14 protein-coding genes and 1 tRNA gene are annotated in these 19,006 nt (G+C 69.5%); 9 read left to right on the forward strand and 6 right to left on the reverse strand.

What is annotated here, in order from left to right; translation table 11 throughout:
- Positions 1-25 precede the first annotated feature (25 nt).
- The 3 genes from pyk (at position 26) to FB557_RS10675 (ending at position 2,245) form a co-directional block, all read left to right on the forward strand.
- Complete coding sequence (gene pyk / locus FB557_RS10665) at positions 26-1,471, forward strand: pyruvate kinase (protein ID WP_144857571.1); 1,446 nt, start codon at positions 26-28, stop codon at positions 1,469-1,471.
- A 31-nt stretch (positions 1,472-1,502) separates the two neighbouring features.
- Positions 1,503-1,585: transfer RNA gene (locus FB557_RS10670), tRNA-Leu, on the forward strand.
- Positions 1,586-1,639: 54 nt separating this feature from the next.
- Positions 1,640-2,245: an ANTAR domain-containing response regulator gene (locus FB557_RS10675; protein ID WP_144857572.1), complete on the forward strand. Its 606-nt coding sequence runs from the start codon at positions 1,640-1,642 to the stop codon at positions 2,243-2,245.
- Between the two features lie 18 nt (positions 2,246-2,263).
- Here FB557_RS10675 and FB557_RS10680 read toward each other — a convergent pair whose 3' ends face one another.
- Both FB557_RS10680 and FB557_RS10685 read right to left on the reverse strand, forming a co-directional pair.
- On the reverse strand, positions 2,264-3,010 hold the full coding sequence (locus tag FB557_RS10680) for a DUF554 domain-containing protein (protein ID WP_144857573.1): 747 nt from the start codon (positions 3,008-3,010) through the stop codon (positions 2,264-2,266).
- A 25-nt stretch (positions 3,011-3,035) separates the two neighbouring features.
- A complete protein-coding gene (locus FB557_RS10685; RefSeq protein WP_144857687.1) occupies positions 3,036-3,440 on the reverse strand; it encodes a PaaI family thioesterase in 405 nt (134 codons plus the stop codon).
- Positions 3,441-3,613: 173 nt separating this feature from the next.
- Between FB557_RS10685 and polA the strand changes: the two genes are divergently transcribed.
- Genes polA through FB557_RS14210 form a run of 3 tightly spaced genes read left to right on the forward strand, consistent with a single transcriptional unit; the run spans position 3,614 to position 8,134 of the window.
- The gene (gene polA / locus FB557_RS10690) at positions 3,614-6,298 is read left to right on the forward strand and encodes a DNA polymerase I (RefSeq protein ID WP_144857574.1); all 2,685 of its coding nucleotides are present in this window, start codon (positions 3,614-3,616) and stop codon (positions 6,296-6,298) included.
- A gap of 47 nt (positions 6,299-6,345) precedes the next feature.
- Positions 6,346-7,950 (forward strand): MmpA family trehalose lipid delivery protein, encoded by a 1,605-nt coding sequence (locus tag FB557_RS10695; protein WP_144857575.1) that lies wholly within the window; start codon positions 6,346-6,348, stop codon positions 7,948-7,950.
- A gap of 13 nt (positions 7,951-7,963) precedes the next feature.
- Complete coding sequence (locus FB557_RS14210) at positions 7,964-8,134, forward strand: hypothetical protein (RefSeq protein ID WP_170236267.1); 171 nt, start codon at positions 7,964-7,966, stop codon at positions 8,132-8,134.
- On the opposite strand, the gene FB557_RS10700 is transcribed toward FB557_RS14210, so the two are convergent.
- Positions 8,122-9,243 carry a glycosyltransferase family 4 protein gene (locus FB557_RS10700; RefSeq protein ID WP_144857576.1) on the reverse strand — a complete coding sequence of 374 codons (1,122 nt, stop codon included), beginning with the start codon at positions 9,241-9,243 and terminating at the stop codon, positions 8,122-8,124. The two genes, FB557_RS14210 and FB557_RS10700, sit on opposite strands and share 13 nt — an antisense overlap.
- A 34-nt stretch (positions 9,244-9,277) precedes the next feature.
- Here FB557_RS10700 and FB557_RS10705 point away from each other — a divergent pair, with 34 nt between their 5' ends.
- Positions 9,278-10,054, forward strand: coding sequence for a class I SAM-dependent methyltransferase (locus tag FB557_RS10705; protein ID WP_144857577.1), 777 nt, complete (start codon positions 9,278-9,280; stop codon positions 10,052-10,054).
- Entirely contained in the window at positions 10,051-14,121 is a 4,071-nt protein-coding gene (locus FB557_RS10710) for an alpha-(1->3)-arabinofuranosyltransferase domain-containing protein (RefSeq protein ID WP_170236268.1), read from the forward strand. The genes FB557_RS10705 and FB557_RS10710 overlap by 4 nt, the downstream gene beginning before the upstream one ends.
- Here the strand turns inward: FB557_RS10710 and FB557_RS10715 are convergent.
- Both FB557_RS10715 and FB557_RS10720 read right to left on the reverse strand, forming a co-directional pair.
- The gene (locus tag FB557_RS10715) at positions 14,118-15,251 is read right to left on the reverse strand and encodes an acyltransferase family protein (RefSeq protein ID WP_144857579.1); all 1,134 of its coding nucleotides are present in this window, start codon (positions 15,249-15,251) and stop codon (positions 14,118-14,120) included. The genes FB557_RS10710 and FB557_RS10715 overlap by 4 nt on opposite strands.
- Positions 15,248-17,080 (reverse strand): hypothetical protein, encoded by a 1,833-nt coding sequence (locus FB557_RS10720; RefSeq protein WP_144857580.1) that lies wholly within the window; start codon positions 17,078-17,080, stop codon positions 15,248-15,250. Before FB557_RS10720 ends, FB557_RS10715 begins: the two co-directional genes overlap by 4 nt.
- Before the next feature lie 149 nt (positions 17,081-17,229).
- On the opposite strand from FB557_RS10720, the gene pgfA reads away from it, so the two are divergent.
- Entirely contained in the window at positions 17,230-18,192 is a 963-nt protein-coding gene (gene pgfA, locus FB557_RS10725) for a cell envelope lipid trafficking protein PgfA (RefSeq protein ID WP_144857581.1), read from the forward strand.
- Here the strand turns inward: pgfA and FB557_RS10730 are convergent.
- On the reverse strand, positions 18,189-19,004 hold the full coding sequence (locus FB557_RS10730; protein ID WP_144857582.1) for a class I SAM-dependent methyltransferase: 816 nt from the start codon (positions 19,002-19,004) through the stop codon (positions 18,189-18,191). The two genes, pgfA and FB557_RS10730, sit on opposite strands and share 4 nt — an antisense overlap.
- Between the last annotated feature and the right edge of the window lie 2 nt (positions 19,005-19,006).

Below are 19,006 nucleotides of genomic sequence, written 5' to 3' on the forward strand. Positions count from 1 at the left end.
CGCGCCGGCACGTAGACTCGGGGCCATGCGCCGAGCGAAGATCGTCTGCACCCTAGGACCGGCCACGTCGACCCCGCAGCGCATCCAGGAGATCGTCGCCTCGGGCATGGACCTCGCGCGGTTCAACCTCTCCCACGGTGACTACGCCTTCCACGAGGAGAACTACCGTGCCGTGCGGGCGGCGGGGGACGCGATGGGCCGCGCGGTCGGCACGCTCGTCGACCTGCAAGGCCCCAAGATCCGCACCGGTCGGTTCGCGCAGGGCCCGGTGCGGCTCAACGCCGGCGACAAGTTCACGATCACGACCAGGGACGTCCCGGGGGACGCGACCGAGGTCGGCACGACGTACGACGGGTTGCCCCGCGACGTCAGCGCCGGGGACCGGATCCTCATCGATGACGGCAAGATCTCGCTCTCGGTCCACGACGTCACCGAGACCGACGTCCGCTGCGTCGTGATCTACGGCGGATCGCTCTCGGACAACAAGGGCATCAACCTCCCCGGCGTGCCGGTCTCCGTGCCGGCCCTGAGCGAGAAGGACGAGGAGGACCTGCGCTGGGCGCTGCACCTGCGCGCCGACTACATCGCGCTGAGCTTCGTGCGCAGCCCGCACGACATCCAGCGGGTGCACGCGATCATGGACGAGGAGGGGGTGCGTCTGCCGGTCATCGCCAAGATCGAGAAGCCGCAGGCGGTCGCCGACCTCGAGGCCGTCATCGACGCCTTCGACGGGATCATGGTGGCCCGGGGAGACCTCGGGGTCGAGATGCCCCTCGAGGAGGTCCCGGTCGTGCAGAAGCGGGCGGTCGAACTGGCCCGTCGCAAGGCCAAGCCGGTCATCGTCGCCACCCAGGTGCTGGAGTCGATGGTGGACAACAGCCGCCCGACCCGGGCCGAGGCCTCGGACGCCGCCAACGCCGTGCTGGACGGGGCCGACGCGCTGATGCTCTCGGGCGAGACCGCCGCGGGCAAGTTCCCGATCGAGACGGTCAAGACGATGGCTCGGATCATCACGAGCACCGAGAAGCAGGCGCTGCACCGCATCGGTGACCTCGACGGCATGGGCCGGACCCAGGGGGTGGTCATCGCCCGAGCGGCCACCGACATCGGCGAGGAGCTCGGGGTGAGGTTCCTCATCGCCTTCACCCAGACCGGGGGGACCGCCCGGCGCCTTGCCCAGCTCCGCCCGAAGCTGCCGATCCTTGCCTTCAGCCCACTCCAGGACGTCCGCTCCCAGCTGGCGCTCGTCTGGGGCATCGAGACCTTCCTGACGCCTGAGGTCACGAGCACCGACCAGTACGCGATGATGGTCGACGAGGTGCTGCTGGACTCCGGTCGCGGCGACGAGGGCGACAAGGTGGTCATCGTCGCGGGGTCCCCTCCCGGCATCCCCGGCTCGACGAACGGGATCCGGGTGCACCGGCTCGGCGATGCGCGCAACGGTGTGGCGAGCGCCTACCGGATGCTCTGACCTTTGGCGGCGCCGATATGCTGTGGTCCGCGCCGGGGTGGTGGAATGGCAGACACGGAGCACTCAAAATGCTCTGCCCGCAAGGGCGTGCGGGTTCGAGTCCCGCTCCCGGCACGTCGCCAAGCCCCCGCTGGCACGATCCAGCACGAACCGACAGTGAGGTCGTAGATGACGCCGACTGACCAGACCGGCTCCCAAGCCCCCCGGCGCATCCTCATCGCCGAGGACGAGGCGCTGATCCGGGGTGACCTGGCCGAGATGCTCGTCGAAGAGGGTTACGAGGTGGTCGGGCAGGCTGGTGACGGGCAGGAGGCGGTGGCCCTCGCCGAGGAGCTGCGGCCGGACCTGGCGATCTGCGACGTCAAGATGCCGGTCATGGACGGGCTCGCCGCGGCCGAGGCGATCGGCAACCAGCGGATCTGTCCCGTTGTCATGCTCACCGCCTTCAGCCAGCGCGAGCTCGTCGAGCGCGCGAGGGACGCCGGGGTGATGGGGTACGTCATCAAGCCCTTCACCATGGCCGACGTCCGCCCCGCCATCGAGGTCGCGATGTCCCGCTGGGCCGAGCTGCACGCGCTCGAGGACGAGGTGGCCGACCTCGGGGAGCGCCTCGAGACCCGCAAGGCGGTCGAGAGGGCGAAGGGGGTCCTGATGAAGAAGCTCAAGATCACCGAGGCCGAGGCCTTCCGGTGGATCCAGAAGACCGCCATGGACCGGCGGATGGGGATGCGCGAGGTCGCCGACGCGGTCGTGGCCGGGATGGACAAGGCCTGATCCACCCCCTTCGCCCGGTCAGCGCAGGCTGATCACCAGCTCGGTGAGCAGCGGGGCGATGACCAGGGCCGGCAGGAGGTCACCCACCGGGATATCGCGGATGCGCAGCAGCCGCAGCGAGATTCCGACGAGGACGAGGCCGCCGGTCGCGGTGAGCACGAGGATGTGCGCCTCCGGCAGAACCGACCCCAGGGCCCACCCGACCGCGGTGAGCGTGCCCTGGACGACCCCGACGCTGACCGCCGAGAAGAGCACGCCGACGCCGAAGGTCGAGGCGAAGGCCAGGGAGGCGAAACCGTCGAGGACCGCCTTGAGGGCGAGCTTGTCGATGCCCCGCCCGAGGCCGTCGTCGAGGCTGCCGAGGATCGTCAGGGGCCCCACGCAGAAGAGCAGGCTCGCGGTCAGCCATCCCTCGATGAACCGCTCCCGGCTCTCGTGCGAGGTGCTGCGCTGACCGACGACGCGCTGGACACGCCCGGCGAGGGACTCCAGCCGCTCCTCGATGCGCAGCAGGGACCCGGCGATCCCGCCGAGCAGCAACGACCCGAGGACCACGAGGATCGGGGCGCCGGAGCCGAGCGCGTCCGAGACGACGGGCGAGGTCACCTCGGCGACGCTCAGGCCGGCCATGAGCAGGGTGACCAGGCCCAGACCGTCGGTGACGACGCTGCGGGTCCGCTCGGGCAGACGGTTGCCGACGAGGATCCCCAGGCCGCCGCCGACGAGCACGGTGACGATGTTGAGCAGCGTGCCGGTGCCGATCATCGCCGTGCTCCCTCAGATCGCTCGGTCAGCTGCCCGGAGCCGCGTCGCGCAGCAGGCAGGTGATCCGGGCGGTGCAGGTGCGTCGCTCGCTCTCGTCGGTGATCACGACGTCGTAGGAGGCGAGGGTGCGCCCGAGGCTGACGGCAGTGGCGACCCCGGTGACGTAGCCCTCGCGGGCAGCGCGATGGTGCGAGGCGTTGATCTCCAGACCGACGGCGATCCTGTCCCGCCCCGCATGGACGGCCGAGCCGACGGAGCCGAGGCTCTCGGCCAGCACGACCGAGGCGCCGCCGTGCAGCAGCCCGTAGGGCTGGGTGTTGCCTGCCACCGGCATTCGTCCGACCACTCGCTGCGGGGAGACCTCGACGATCTCGATGCCCATCCGCTCGAGCAGGGTGCCCTCGTGCATGCCGGCCAGCTGCTCGAGCATGGCCTGGGAGGTCTCGTCGGTGTCACGGTGCTCGGTGTCACGCTGCTCCAGGTCGCTCACGCGTCCTCCTTCTGGTGATGTGCGGGGCCCACGGCGGGTGTGCTCCCGGGTGTCGATCAGGTGCAGCCTACGGTCGGGCAGCGTTGTCCGCGCGAGCGCCTAGGGTTGGGGGCGTGAGTCGACTTCTCCTCCTCGACGGGCACTCCCTGGCCTACCGCGCGTTCTTCGCCCTGCCGGCGGAGAACTTCTCGACGAGCACGGGGCAGCACACCAACGCGGTCTACGGCTTCACCGCGATGCTCATCAACGTGCTGCGTGACGAGGACCCGACGCATGTCGGCGTCGCCTTCGACATCTCCCGGCAGACCTTCCGCAGCGAGCAGTACGCGGAGTACAAGGCGGGCCGGTCGGAGACCCCGAGCGCCTTCAAGGGGCAGATCCCGCTGCTCAAGGAGGTGCTCGACGCCCTGCATATCCGCCACGTCGAGCTCGAGGGCTACGAGGCCGACGACATCATCGCCACCCTCACCACCCAGGGCCGTGCGGCGGGCATGGAGGTGCTCATCTGCTCGGGCGACAGGGACACCCTCCAGCTGGTCGACGAGGGCACGACCGTCCTCTACCCCCGCAAGGGGGTGTCCGACCTGGCCCGGATGACCCCTTCGGCGGTCACCGAGAAGTACGGGGTCGGTCCGGAGCGCTACAGCGACCTCGCGGCGCTGGTCGGGGAGAGCAGCGACAACCTGCCCGGGGTGCCCGGGGTGGGTCCTAAGACCGCCGCGAAGTGGATCGGCGCCTACGGCGACCTCGAGGGAATCGTCGCCAGCGTCGGGGAGATCGGCGGCAAGGCGGGCCAGTCGCTGCGCGACCACCTCGACGACGTGCTGCGCAACCGGCGGCTCAACCGCCTGCTCACCGACGCTCCGGTCGGGGTCGACGTCAGCGAGCTCGGGCGCCAGACCTGGGACCGGGAGGCGGTGCACACCCTCTTCGACAGCCTCGAGTTCCGGGTGCTGCGCGACCGCCTCTTCGAGACCTTCGACACCGCGCAGACCGAGGTGAGCGGCGGGCTGGCGGTCGACGGCGAGACCCTGGCGCCCGGCGCGCTGTCGGGGTGGCTGGCCGAGCACGGCGGCGACCGGGTGCGGCTCGGTCTTGACGTCGTCGGCGCCTGGGGCCGGGGGACCGGCGAGGTCGCCTCGGTCGCACTGTCCACCGCCGACGGGTCGGCGGCATCGGTCGACGTCGCCGAGATGACCCCGCAGGACGAGGCCGCGCTGCACGACTGGCTCGCCGACCCGACCCGGCACAAGGTGATGCACGACGCGAAGGGAGCCTCGCAGGCCCTCGGGGCGCGCGGCTGGTCCCTGGCCGGGCTCGAGGTCGACACCGCGATTGCGGCCTACCTCGTCCGGCCGGACCAGCGCTCCTACGACCTGGCGGACCTGTGCGTGCGCCACCTCGGCCGAGAGCTGGCGGTCGAAGGGGGCGGCGGCGGGGCGCCGCAGGAGCAGGGGGTGCTCGAGTTCACGGCCGACGAGGACGAGGCCGCGCAGGACTCGATGGTCCGGGCCCGGGCGGTGGCTGAGCTGGCCGGTGTCCTCCTCGAGCAGGTGGAGGACACCGGGGGCACCGATCTGCTGCGCGACGTCGAGCTGCCGCTGGTGGGGGTGCTCGCCGACATGGAGCGGGCCGGTATCGCTGCGGACATGGAGGCGCTGACCCGCCTGGAGGCCTACTTCGCCGACAAGGTCGCGCAGGCTCAGGCGGACGCGTGGGCGGCGATCGGTGACGAGCAGATCAACCTCGGCTCGCCGAAGCAGCTGCAGGCGGTCCTCTTCGACACACTCGGACTGCCTAAGACGCGGCGGACCAAGACGGGGTACACCACCGACGCTGAGGCGCTGGCCGATCTCTACGCCAAGACCGAGCATCCCTTCCTCGAGGCGCTGCTGCGCCACCGCGACGCGGCGCGGCTGCGGGTGACCGTCGAGGGGCTGATCAAGTCGGTCAGCGACGACGGGCGGATCCACACGACCTACCAGCAGACGATCGCCGCGACCGGCCGGCTCTCCTCGACCGACCCGAACCTGCAGAACATCCCGATCCGTACCGAGGAGGGGCGGCGAATCCGGGAGAGCTTCGTCGTCGGCCAGGGCTACGACTGCCTGCTCTCGGCGGACTACAGCCAGATCGAGATGCGGATCATGGCCCACCTCTCCGGTGACGAGGGGTTGATCGAGGCGTTCCGCTCCGGGGAGGACCTGCACCGCTTCGTGGGGTCGCGGGTCTTCGGCGTCGAGCCGGCGGAGGTCACCCCTGAGATGCGCAGCAAGGTCAAGGCGATGAGCTACGGCCTGGCCTATGGACTCTCGGCCTTCGGCCTCTCCCGGCAGCTGACGATCAGCACGGCCGAGGCGAAGGGGTTGATGGACGAGTACTTCGAGCGGTTCGGCGGCGTGCGCGACTACCTGCACGAGGTGGTCGAGCGGGCGCGGGCCACGGGCTACACCGAGACGATGCTCGGTCGGCGCCGCTACCTGCCCGACCTGGGCAGCGACAACCGGCAGCGCCGCGAGATGGCCGAGCGGATGGCGCTCAACGCACCGATCCAGGGCTCGGCAGCCGATGTGGTCAAGCTCGCGATGCTCGGGGTGCACGCCGCGCTGGAGGAGCGAGAGCTCGCCTCCAGGGTGCTGCTGCAGGTGCACGACGAGCTCGTCGTCGAGGTGGCGACGGGGGAGCGCGACCAGGTCGAGGAGCTGCTGCGTGAGCAGATGGGCGGTGCGCTGGAGCTCGAGGTGCCGCTCGAGGTGAGCATCGGGGCCGGCCGGTCGTGGCACGAGGCCGCGCACTGAGCGGCTCACGGAGGGCCGAGCATGGTCAGCTCTGGGCCGCTGGAGCGGTGTCCGTGGTACTTACCGCGATCATGCTGGCGAGCACGGCGCGGCACGGGCACATCCTGTTCCGGGACTTCGTGACCGTCCCTGACCCCGTGATCAACGAGGCCGCGCTGGGGATGGACGGCTACCTGCCGCGGGCGGTGCCGCTGGACCTGGTCACGGCGCTCATCGCCGGCCTCGTACCGCCCGCCGTCCAGCAACGGGTCCTGCTCCTCGTTGCTCTGCTTGGTGCAGGGATGGGTTTCGCGCTCCTGGTCCGATCATGGCCGTGGGCGCCACCGGTCGCCGCCGCGGCGGCGATCTGGAACCCCTTCGTCGTCGAGCGACTCCTGCTGGGCCAGGCTCCGACCATGCTCGCCTACACCACCATCCCGTGGCTGGTGCTGGCGTTCCGGGCGAAGGGGGGGCTGGGGCGCCGGACGCTCGTGCTGACCTGTGCCGCGTTGCCGGCTGCCCTTACCCCGTGGGGCTCGGTCGCCACACTCATCACGGTGACTGCGCTCATCGCCCACTCCCGTCGCCTCGCCACAGGTCTGCCGCTCCTCGCCGGCCCCGCTCTGCTCACGATGCCGTGGTTGCTCCCGGCACTGTCCAACGGTGTCGGGAGCGCGGACGCCGACGGTGCCGTTGCGTTCGCTCCGCAGGCGGATGCGCCTGGGGGTGTCCTCACGTCGATCATGACGCTCGGGGGCATCTGGGCGCAGGGAGCGCACCTGGCCTCCCGGCTCTCCGGCGGTCCGCTCATCGCCTCAGTGGCTCTGATCCTTCTTGCCGGGTACGGCGCCGTCCGCGCCAGTGCTGGGCGCGGGGAGGTCCGGCTCGCGCTCGCCGGTTGGTCGGTACCGACCGTGGTGGTGCTCGTGCTCGCGACGACGTGGGGCCAGGGCGTCGCGGCCCAGCTCCAGGCCGTCCCGGGTGTGGCCTTGATCCGCGACAGTCATCGCCTGCTGGGCTGGAGCGCCGGTGCCGTCGCGGTCCTCACTGCGCTCGGAGCGTCCGCCGCGGTCACCGGGCTCCGGTCCAGGCTGCGGGTGCGCGCGGCCGGCCCGGCGATGGCCGTCGTCGCCGTTAGTCTGTGCGCCCTCACCGCACCGGATGCCGGGGCGCGACTTCGCGAGGCGTACCGGCCCACCGACATCCCGCGGGAGTGGTCGCAGGCAGTCGCGGCGGTCCCCTCCGACGGGCGGGTGCTGGTCCTTCCGTGGCAGGCACTGAGGGCGCCGACCTGGGCCGACGGGCGCCCCTTCGTCGACCCTCTGCCACTTGCCGTGGACGCGCGCACCGTCCGGTCCACGACCCTCACCGTCGAGCGCGGCGGCTCGCTGATCACGGTGGACGACGGAGAGCCCGCGGCAGCGAGTCGATGGCGCTCGGGCCTGCTCGAGCCGCACGATCTCGACGCGCATGACGTCGAGGCTGTCTTTATCTGGAAGGACAGCCCGGGAGAGTGGCCTCGTCAGGTCCGGGGGTTCGAGCTGGTTCACGACGGGCCCGCCTTCGCGGTGTGGACACGCGACGATGCAGGACGATCGGGAGCGGGCGACGCGCCACCGTCGGGCGAGGCTCGCGCACAGGTCACGGGTCGACTACTATCTACTCTCGAGTAGAGAAAGGACTTTCATGTCGACTGCAACCTCGGGGCGCCCCAAGGCGCTTTCCGCCGTCATCAGCCTTGTCCTCGGAGCGCTTGCCGCATTCCTGCTGGTCTGGGCGCTGCTCATGGCCGTTTCGCCGGACAACACCTCTGGTATCGAGACGAGCGCCGACGAGGTCGTCAACTACGGGTCCTGAGTTCCGTCGGCGGCGATGACGCGACTGAGCTCGTCGTCCCACTCCTGAACCGTCGTCGACCAGCTGAACTGCGCTGCGTAGGCGCGCGCCGCTTCGCCAAGCTGCTCCCGCGTCTCGCGCTCGGTGAGCAGGGTGTCTACTGCGTCGACCATCGCGTCGAAATCTTCGACCAGGACGCCCGTGGTGCCGTCGACGATCGAGTCCTCGAGTCCTCCCGTGCCGTGGTAGGCGACGGTCGGCACGCCGTGGGTCGCGGCGTCGACAACCGTCAGCCCCCACCCCTCTTTGATGCTTGGTGCGATCGCGACCCACGCGCGAGCCAGCTCGGCGTGCTTGTCCTCTTCTGACAGGTAGCCGGTCATCGTCACGACGTCGCTCTGACCGGTCAGCCGTGCGTGCTCGACGAGTCGGTCGTGCCACCACCCCTCGCCGATGATGCGGAGCCGGAGGTCGGGATGGGTGCCGCGCAGCAGCTGGATCAGGTCGATTGCGTGCTCGACGCGCTTGTGCGGCACCAGTCGCCCCAGGACGACCAGCGTCGGAGCCGCGGCCCGGGGCACCGCCATGGCGCGGGGAGTGTCGGTCCCGTTGTGGATGATCCTGATCCGATCGTCAGCCACCCCGAGGTCGACCAGCTCATCGCGAGTCGGTGCAGAGACCACGACGTACCGCCGGTGGCGATAGACGTGTGGTGCTACTCGGGACTCGACGAGCCAGCCCAGGCGCGCCAGGAGGGGCCCGAAGATCACCGGCCACTGCTCGCGGTGGACGTGGTGGACGAGGACGACCACGGGAGTGCGGGTCACGAGAGGCGCCCAGAACGGGACGCCGTTCTGGGTGTCGACGACGACGTCGAAGGGCGCGTCGCGTCGCGCGGCGGCTCGCATCGCCAGGAGTGACGCGGCATACACCGAGAAGCGGCCGCCCGCGCGGTGGACGCGGTAGCCTCGGCGAGACTCATCGGTCGGAGCCCCGTCGTGCGCAGCGCAGAACAGGGTGACGTCGTGACCAAGAGCGCCAAGCCCCTCGCACACCCGCTCGGCGTAGTGCTCGGCGCCGCCACCCTCGGGGTGGGTGGAGTCTCGCCAGCTGAGGAAGGCGATGCGCATACGGAGTGCCTCCAACGGCAGAGAGAGGATCTGGATGTCTGCAGGACGGGCTGATGCTACCCGCAGGTATACCCCGCAGTACGCTCCCGGGAGCCTGCGGCGGAGCGTCGCGCTCTTCAGCGCGTTCCGCAGCGAGCAGACAGATCCCGATCGGTTCTACGGGCTACTGGCCGCCGACTCGGTCGCGGAGCTTGCACGGTGGAGACGGCTTGACGGCGCGCTGCTCGTCGACATCGGAGGCGGCCCAGGCTACTTCGCGGACGCCTTCGCGTCGGGCGGAGCACGCTATGTCGGGATCGAGCCCGATGTCGGCGAGCTCACCGCTCGAGGAGTAGCTGGGCGCAACTGCCTGCGGGGGTCCGGGACGGCGATCCCCCTTGAGTCGGCCTCGGTGGACATCGCCTTCTCCAGCAACGTGCTCGAGCACGTGAGCTCGCCGGAGCAGATGCTGGACGAGATGATCCGCATCACCCGAGCGTCCGGGCTGATCTACCTGTCCTGGACACCGTGGCTCTCCCCGTGGGGTGGTCACGAGACCTCCCCGTGGCACTACCTCGGTGGGCGTTCGGCGGCGGACCGCTACGCGGCCCGCCACGGACACCGCCCCAAGAACGACTTCGGCAAGACCCTCTTCGCCTGCTCGATCGCTCGCATGCGGCGAGCCGTCGCGGCCAGGGAGAGGGTTGGAGACGTCCGTGTGGTCGGTTTGCTGCCTCGGTACCACCCGTCGTGGGCCCGCTGGGTCATGCGTCTGCCCGGCGTCCGTGAGGTGCTGTCCTGGAACGCCGTGATCGTGCTGGAGCGGGGGTGAGTGGCGATCACTCCGGCGAGCCGGAGAGCCGCATCACTAGGTGGCTACGGGCACTTGGGCCGTCCGCGTTCCTGATCGCCTTCGCTCTCGTCCAACAGCCGGGTCGGATCGCGGGTGACACCAAGCTCGACCTCGTCGTCGACCCCGTCGGCTACCTCAGCAGAGCACTTCAGCTGTGGGACAGCACGGGGGCGGCGGGCCAGCTTCAGAACCAGGCCTACGGCTACCTCTGGCCGATGGGCCCGTTCTTCGCAGTCTTCGACCTGGTCGGAGTGCCAGCCTGGGTGACTCAGCGGTTGTGGTGGGCGCTTATCCTGCTGGTCGCCTTCCATGGGATGCGTCTCCTCCTCAAGCGACTTTCGATCGGCACCGAGGGGTCTCGGTTGCTCGGCGCGCTTGCCTACGCACTTGCGCCGCGCATGCTCCTCGGGCTCGGTGCGGTGAGCTCCGAGATCTGGCCGATGGCGGTTGCGCCATGGGTCCTGATCCCACTCGTCGCTGTGGGTCCTGGTGAGTTGTGGACCGCCGCGCTACGATCCGCTGCCGCTGTGCTCATGACCGGGGCGGTCAACGCGGTCGCGACCGGTGCCGTGCTCGTCCTCCCGGTGTTGTGGATCCTCACCCGGGAGCGCTGGCGTCTGGCATTGCTCTGGCGCTGGGCGGTTGCCGTCGCCGCGGTATCGCTGTGGTGGGTCGGCCCGTTGCTGCTCCTCGGCCGGTACAGCCCACCCTTCCTCTCCTGGATCGAGGCGGCGGAGGTCTCGACATCGCTCGCCTCGGCGACCGAGGCGCTCCGCGGTACGACGCAGTGGCTAGCGACGATCGGCTGGCCGCAGAACAGCCTCTGGCCGGCGGGCCCGATCGTCCTTGGCGCGACGCCGCTGGTCGCACTCGGCCTGGTGCTCGTTCTGCTTGGCCTGGCAGGCCTCGTCACCGCCCCGTCGACATGGGGTGGGTTCGCGCGCGTGGGCCTGCTGGCTGGGCTGGTGCTGGTGATGCTGGGGTCAACCACAGGGGCGCTGCCGTGGGCGCCGATCGCCGCGGCTCAGCCGCTGCTCGACGGCGCCCTCGCACCCTTGCGAAACGCCCATAAGTTCGAGCCTGTGATCCGCATCCCACTCGTCATGGGACTGACACACGCTGTCCCGGTGCTCGCGCGGTGGGGGGCCCGCCGACGATGGTGGCGGCCCGCACTCGTCCCCACCGTGGCGGCCGCTGCGGTCGTCGCCATGGGAGCAGGACCGGCCTTGGTAGGCGTTGTCCAGCGCGGGAGCTTCGTCGAGGTGCCCGACTACTGGCAGGAGGCTGCGGACTATCTAGAAGCGACCGACGACGGCGGTCGTGCTCTCGTCGTACCCGGTGCGACCTTCCCGGCATCGTACTGGGGCAACTCCCGAGACGAGCCGCTGCAACCTCTCGCCATGACTCCCTGGATGGTGCGCAACGCAGTCCCACTTGGCTCGGCCGGAGCGACCCGTCTGCTCAACGACATCGAAGCCCGCATCGCATCGGGGTACGGCGGCGAGGAGCTGGGACGGCTGTTCGAGCGCACCGGGATCACTCGTGTGCTCCTGCGCGCAGACCTCGACTACAGCGCTTCCGGCGCCCCCGAACCGCAGGTGACCGACGCTGCATTACGCTCCGCCGGTCTGCGACGGGTGAAGTCGATAGGACCAGAGGTCGGTCTCTCAGCATCGGCGACCCTACGACCCTTCGTCGGCGAGGAAGCTGCGCTGCCGGCGATCGGCATCTATGAGCTACCGGGCTCGAGCGGGGTGGTTCCCCCAACAGCTCGCGCCAAGCCGCTGGTCGTCGTGGGTGGACCCGAGGCGGTAGCGCTCACCGCGACGAAGCGCCCGATGGTCCTTGCCAGCGACACGCGGTCGGTCACCGAGACGGTCGAGACTGACAGCTCGGTCATCCTGACCGACACCCTGCAGCGCCGGGAGGCGAACTTCGCCGCCGTGCGCTCGCTGTACGGGCCGTTGCTCGCCGAGGACGAGCCGTATCGGGCGAATCGCGCCGACCACGACTGGCTGATGCCGTGGCTGCCGGCTGACGGTGGTGACGCACAGACCGCCGCGCTTCTGTCAGGCGCCGAGTCGGTCCGGGCCTCGAGTTCGCTGACGATGCCTGCCTTCGGCCAGAAAGGCGATCCATCTGCATTGCCCGAGTCGGCCTTCGACGGCTCCGGTGATACCGCCTGGCGATCCGCGGGAGAGGATCCAGTAGGGCAGTGGATCGAGGTCCAGTGGGAGGACCAGGTGGACCTCGGCCTCACCATCCCCGTCACCTTTGATATGGACGAAGGTGCCAGCGTGGCTGAGGTCCGGGTGGAGACCGATGCCGGAAGCGCCCGGACACCCATCACCCCGCCGGGCTTCGCCAGTGACCCGCCAGCCCGATACACCGTCGACGTCGCGGTGCCAGCCGGCTCCAGCAGTCGGTTCCGTCTGCGGGTGACCGACGTCCACGACGAGCGTCCCACGGTGTCCATCCGTGATATCGGCGCTGGCTCTCTTCCTCGGGTAGAGACCTGGGCGCGGGTCCCAGGGCCGGTGCCCGGTCAGCTGGCCGGAACCCATCTGCAGACCTCCATCGACCGTGCCTACGCGTGTATCACGGACCGGGCAGGTATCGTGCGCTGCCGGGACGGATCCGATCGGCGGGCGCCGGACGAGACCGACCTGCGCCGAGAGATCGAGCTCGCCGGCGAAAGCACGGTCGCGATCACCGGGACCCTCATTCCCCGACCTGCCTCGGACCGGCTGCTGGCTCGACTCGACGGGCTGGACGTCAGTGCATCGAGCACCTTCCACTCCCCGCAGACCGCGGCCGAGCTCGGCGTCGATGGTGACCCCTCGACGTACTGGGCGCCGAGGCCGGAGGCCGACGGCGACCCATGGATCGAGCTTTCCTGGCCCGATCGTCGGCCGGTCACCGAGCTGGCTCTGCAAACCGACCCTGCCGTGGGTGGGCGCAGACCCACGAAGGTCCGGATCCAGTCGGACGGCCGCAGTGATGTCGAGCGCGCGGTCTCCGCGGACGGCACAGTGACGATCCCTGAGGTACGCACGAGCCGGATCAGGGTCACCGTGCTGGAGGCCGAGTCGACGCGCCCGCAGCTGCTGCTCCCGTCCGACGAGCCCCCGGTGGTCATCGGTGAGGTCGAGGTGGTCGATGCGCCACGAAGTGCCCTGGACGGCGCCCAGAAGGTCGGGCTGAAGTGCGGTTTCGGTCCGTCGCTGCAGGTGGACGGCGAGGAAGTGCAGACCCGGGTGACGGGCACGCGCGAGCAACTGCGCCTGGGTCGGCCGATGAGTCTGACTGCATGCGGCGATGTCTCCCTGTCGGTGGGCACTCACCGGATCCGTGTGCTTGCCTCCCCTGCGTTCGCGCCGAGGACACTGACGCTCGCCTCAGACGCGCTCGCGGAGCCAGAGTCTGCTCCGGTCGAGCCGACGCGTTGGACAAGCACCAGTCGCAGCGTCGAGGTCGGCGAGCGGGCCGAGGCTGTGGTGCTTCAGGTTCGAGAGAACGCCAACCCGGGCTGGGTTGCGACCAGTGGCGGCGAGGTCCTGAGCCCGATCACTGTAGACGGGTGGTCCCAGGGGTGGGTTCTTCCCGCCGGAGGGGCAACCTCCGTGGACCTGGAGTTCCGCCCGCAGCGTGTCTATTTTGCGCTCATCGTGGGCGGACTGGTCCTGGCGGGCATGGTTCTCGCCCTCGCGGTCGTCAGCCGACGCAAGAGCACGACGGTTCCGACCACCGTTGGGACGCCTGCACGGCGCTGGTCGAGCATTGCGATCCCGTCCGCCGCGCTGTTCTTCCTGGGAGGGCCGCTGGGCCTGCTCGGTCTTGGTCTCGTGCGGCTCCCGGAGCGGTGCCGACCAGCGGTACTTCTCGCCGTGCTCGCCACGGTCTGGGTGGTGTGGTCAGCCGCTTCTCCCTGGCCCTCAGGGCTGGAGACGAATCGGGACGTCGTCAGTCAGCTGCTCGCCCTGACGGTGGTCGGCGCTGCCGTGTCGGCGCCACAAGCACGTGCTCGGGGACGAAGCGGATCCTAGAGTCGTCGCGCCCACTCCATGATCGGCTTCTCGAGCAGGCGCCAGCTCAGCTGCGCTACTGGGACGGTCACAGCCAGGGTTATCGCGCAGGTGAGCCAGAAGTGGCCACCGAAAAGCTGCCAGCCCGCGGTATCACGCACGAAGAACATGATTGGCAGGTGCCAAAGGAACACTCCATAGCTGATCGTTCCGAGGGCGACCATCACGCGGGATGCAAGGACCGATCGGAGGGCCGGGTGATCCAGCAGAGCAGCGGGCGCGACAAGCAGAACCGAGAACACCCCGTACCCGATGTGCTTGAAGAGGTCCGAAGCCAGACCTGGGCGGCTCAGGTCGAACGGGCCTGCGAGGGAGGTGGAGAGCACCCAGAAGAGCGATGCTGCGATCGCAAGCACGCTTCCCACCGACGGCGTGAGAGTGGCCCGCGCCACCGCGAGAAGCGGGGGGCGCACCCGAATGACCGCGAGGGCCATCCCCCCAGCGAACCAGTCCAGGTGGCACACCAGGGTCCGTCCCCAGGTGAACGTCCCACCCGAGTCCTCTGTCAACCACGCGCGCGCGCCCCAGGCGAGGGCACACAACCCTGCGAGGACCAGCATCTCTCTTCCGCCACGGCCGCGCGCCGCCTGCCCGATCAGCAGCGCTAGTAGAGGCAACGCGACGTAGAACATCACCTCGGTCGACAGGCTCCACAGCTGCGCGAGCCCAGGGAGCTGCCAATCTGACCTGACGCTCTGGAGCTGGACCAGGTTGGCCAGCCATGGCATGGCGCCTGCGGCCCGTGAGTCGGGCACCAGCAGGTAGGTCGCCGCAAGCACCGGAAGCAGGGCGGGCACGAGGCGGAAAAAACGTCGAACGGCATAGGGCCGGAGAGCAGGTCGTTCGCCCAGACCCGCGTGGTGACGGGCGTGGGGTCGGTAGAGCAGAAAGCCGCTGAGGACGAAGAAGATGGCGACGCCGATATCGAGACGCGCGAGTGGTCCCGGCAGCACGGTGCCACCGGTCCGGCCCGAGAGGAAGCCGGCGTGCGTCATCAGCACGGCTAGGGCCGCAACCGCGCGCAAGCCTTCGAGCTGGTTGTCACGCTCAACGGCTGTCGGTGTAGCCGCCGGAACCGTCACGGCAGTCATCGGCTCTCCTTCGGCAGCGTGACGGAGCCGCTGGTCAGGCAGACGTTAACCTCGGAATCGCTCTGACGTACCACAACCGCCCGCACTCGGGCATCGCGGGGGACGGGCGCGATCAGAGTGTGAGGACCTCGTCGTACGGTGATCGGTCGGACCGTCTCCGTCATGATGATCTCACCCTGGTCGGTGAGCACGCCGAGCTCGATGTCGGTGGCATCGCCCACCAGCGCTCCCACACGGACCAAAGAGCCGCGGAAGTAGCCTTGCGCTCCCGGAAGCCGGACGATGGCTTGACCGTCCACCGAGACGGCGGCGCACAGCTGCTCGGACTTCTCGGACGACATCAGTGCGGTCAGGTGGCCCGGTACCGGTTTGCCGCTCGGTGAGACCACACGGCTGTCCTCGCGAGCCACCGCTGTCGGCGTCTCGGGGGAAAGCAGCGCTATAAGCGGCTCCGTGGAGAAGTCCGGTTGGACCCACCACGGCACGATCGAGTCGGGCACTGCGGCCGGGAGGACGGGCGTCGATGGGTCACGCTCAAGTCCGCTGCGCAGCGCCTCTACATAGCTGGTCGAGGGGTTGGTGTGCCATCTCAGGCCGAAAGAGACCCATGAGAAGAGACTGAGTCCGACGACGCAGGCGACGCTCGCGGCGGCAGTTCGCCTCCAGGCCCGAGTCGGGGCGGGGATGGTGTCGAGGACGACCGCCAGCGTGACTCCGAGAGCAACGAGGACGTCGGGGTACAGGCGTAGGTCGTCGACGATGTCGGTCGCGCCTCGGCTGATCCGTCCGAAGTAGATGAGTACGTATACGGCCAAGACGAAGATCCCGGCAGGAGCTGCTACGTGCGCGATCCGGCGACGGGCGCTACGGTCCCGTGCCCGCCACAGGACGACAAGGAGCAGCCCTAGGCAAGTAGCGGCCGCGAAACCGGTAGGAGTCTGTGCCGAGGAGTATGCCCCGTTCTCGACCTGCCACCGCAGCGGACCGCCGAGCAGGGCCGGGATCTCGTTCTTGAAGAGCGAGCGTCCGGTGCTCGCCAAGAAGTGCCCAACGCTCGGGTCACCCTTGTCCAACGTGTCAAAATCCCCCGCTGCGTACACCCCGAGGAATGCGGCGGTGAACCCTGCAAGGGGCAGTGCGACGGGCAGCGAGGTCCGGAGTCGCTCGCTGATCGCGCCTCGACCGTGGACGAGGTGGACCCAGGCGATGACGAGGGTGAACAGGACGGCACGCTCGGAGAAGCAGTACGCCAGTGGCAGCAGGACGACGGGCAGCAGGGCCAACCGGCGATTCTCCTCACGGACGCCGCGGATCGTCGCCCAGGTTGCGAAGACCCCAAGGGCGAGCGCGGCGTGCGTGGTCAGGCTTTGACGAAACCAGGCGGTAGACGGAGCGAAGCCAGCCGAGGTGAGCAGGATCACAGTGCCCGCTACAGCGCCGAGCCGTCGTGTCGTCAGCTCGTTGATGAGCAGCCACACCGATGTAGCCAGCGTCGCGGCTATGAGGAGGGTCAGCACGACAGCGGGCCAGTGCTCGAGCGGGGCGCCGTGCGCCATGAGCCAGTCCACGGTTCTGGGGCCTGGTGCAAGATGGGTGCGGTTGCTCTCAATGATGAACGGCCAGGGTCCCCGGCCGGCTGCGTAGGCCTGTGCACGGAAGTCGTCGATGAAAAGGCCGCCGGGCACGACCAGCCAAGCCACGAGGATCAGGTGGAGACCGACCACCAGGAGCGCCGGACGATTCGCGCCACCACGTGACCGAGCCCAGTCCACGGCGGCGTCAAGGCGCTGACCGATAGTCTTGGCGCCTTCGCCGCGGGGGGTACTCACGGCCGGCACGATATCCCGTCGCGAGGCGTTCGCGAAGGTGCTCGTTGTCGCACCACGGATGTGACCCATGTCGCGCAGATGAACGATGCTCAAAGCGCTTTGGCTGCTATGTTGCCCGCAAGTAACCCGCAGAGATAGGTATCCACACGATGCGCAAGGTCCTCGGATTGATCAGCCTGGCCCTGGCCGGCCTCCTTCTCATGCTGTCGGTCCTCGCGCTGACCTGGATCCCGGGTCAGGTCAAGAAGACCCCTCTGGGCATCGACACCAAGACCTACCTGACCGGGGAGGCGTCGGCCCTGCCGACCGGTGGTTCCTCGCCGGTGCAGTACTTCAGCCACAGCGTCGCCGACCCCGAGAACTCGACCGACGAGGTCATCGCCTTCTCCACCTTCACCTGCCTCACCAAGGTCGAGGGCCCCAACCCTCCCGACTGCGTTGATGACAACGACGAGGACAAGCGCCTCGTCAACGCCGGCACGGACAAGTTCGCCACCGACCGCGAGACCGCGCTTGCGCTCGAAGAGGGTTATCAGGAGTACGTCGGCGAGGACGCCGAGCCCCACACCGGGCTGGTCAACAAGTTCCCCTTCGACGTCGAGCAGAAGACCTACCCGTTCTGGGACGGCGTCCTCGGTCGCGCGGTAGACGCCGAGTTCCAGGGCGAGGAGGAGCTCGACGGGTTGAACACCTACGTCTTCCGCGTCGAGTCCACGGACGAGCCCGCCGAGATCGCCACCGACGTCGAGGGCACCTACAGCAGCACCAAGGACATCTGGGTCGACCCAACGACCGGGTCGATGATCAAGCAGCACGAGAAGCAGGAGCGCAAGCTCGAGGACGGCCAGTCGGTGCTCGCTCTCGACATCGCCTTCACCGACGAGACTGTCGCGGCCAACGTCGCGGACGCCAAGGACAATGCAAGCAGCCTCGCCCTGATCGAGCGTCTCCCGCTGCTCTCGGCGATCGCGGGACTGATCTTCCTCGCAGTGGGCGCCCTCCTGCTGCTCTCCGGACGCAGCGGGTCGGACCGACGCCCCAGCGAGCCGCGCCATGGATCGGTGCGTGAGCAGGGCATCACCGAGGTCTTCGACGACCCGCAGCGGCGCTAACGACGGGCGCTGAAGATCACCGTCCCGGGCAGCAGATCTCCCCGCAGGGGTGACCACCCGCCCCACGTCTGAGAGTTCTGCGGGTGCCACTCCGGCTCGACCAGGTCCTCGACGACGAAGCCGGCGGCGACCAGCTCGCGCACCCGGTCACCGAGCGTGCGGTGATGCTCGGCGTAGGTGACGATTCCCCCTTCGCCCTCCACGTAGGGCGTGCGGTCGAAGTAGCTGTACCGTGCCGCCAAGCCGTCCGGTCCGGGAGCATCGGGGAAGGCCCACCTGATCGGGTGGGTGGTGGAGAAGACGAGCCGGCCCCCGGGCCGCAGCACCCGGGCGAGCTCGACCATGAGCCCCGCCGAGTCGGCGACGAAGGGGACCGCCCCGTAGGCCGAGACCGCGAGGTCGAAGGAGGCGTCGGCGAAGGGGAGTGAGCAGGCGTCCGCGACGGCGAGAGCGGGTATAGGGGAGCCGCCGGTCTCGACCCGCCGGTTCACCCCCTTCGCGACCTCGATCATCCCCTCGGACAGGTCGCTGCTCACCACCGTCGCGCCGCGAGCGGCGAGCCACCGACCGCCCTGGGCGCCGCCGGCGCCGAACTCCAGGACCCGAGCCCCACGCAGCCGCTCCGGCGGGCCGAGCACCGCCAGCTCGTCCTCGCGCCACCCCTCTGGCCCCCAGACCAGCTCGCAGTCGCCGAGGAAGTCGCCGTGCTCCGCGTAGTAGTCGGCGGCCTCGGAGTCCCACCAGCGCCGGTTGGCCGAGGTGGTCTCCCCGCCGGAGAGGGGACGACGGCCGAAGTGGGGATGCTCTGCCATGG

Origin of the sequence: Marihabitans asiaticum, assembly GCF_007828725.1 — a bacterium.
GTDB lineage: Bacteria > Actinomycetota > Actinomycetes > Actinomycetales > Dermatophilaceae > Marihabitans > Marihabitans asiaticum.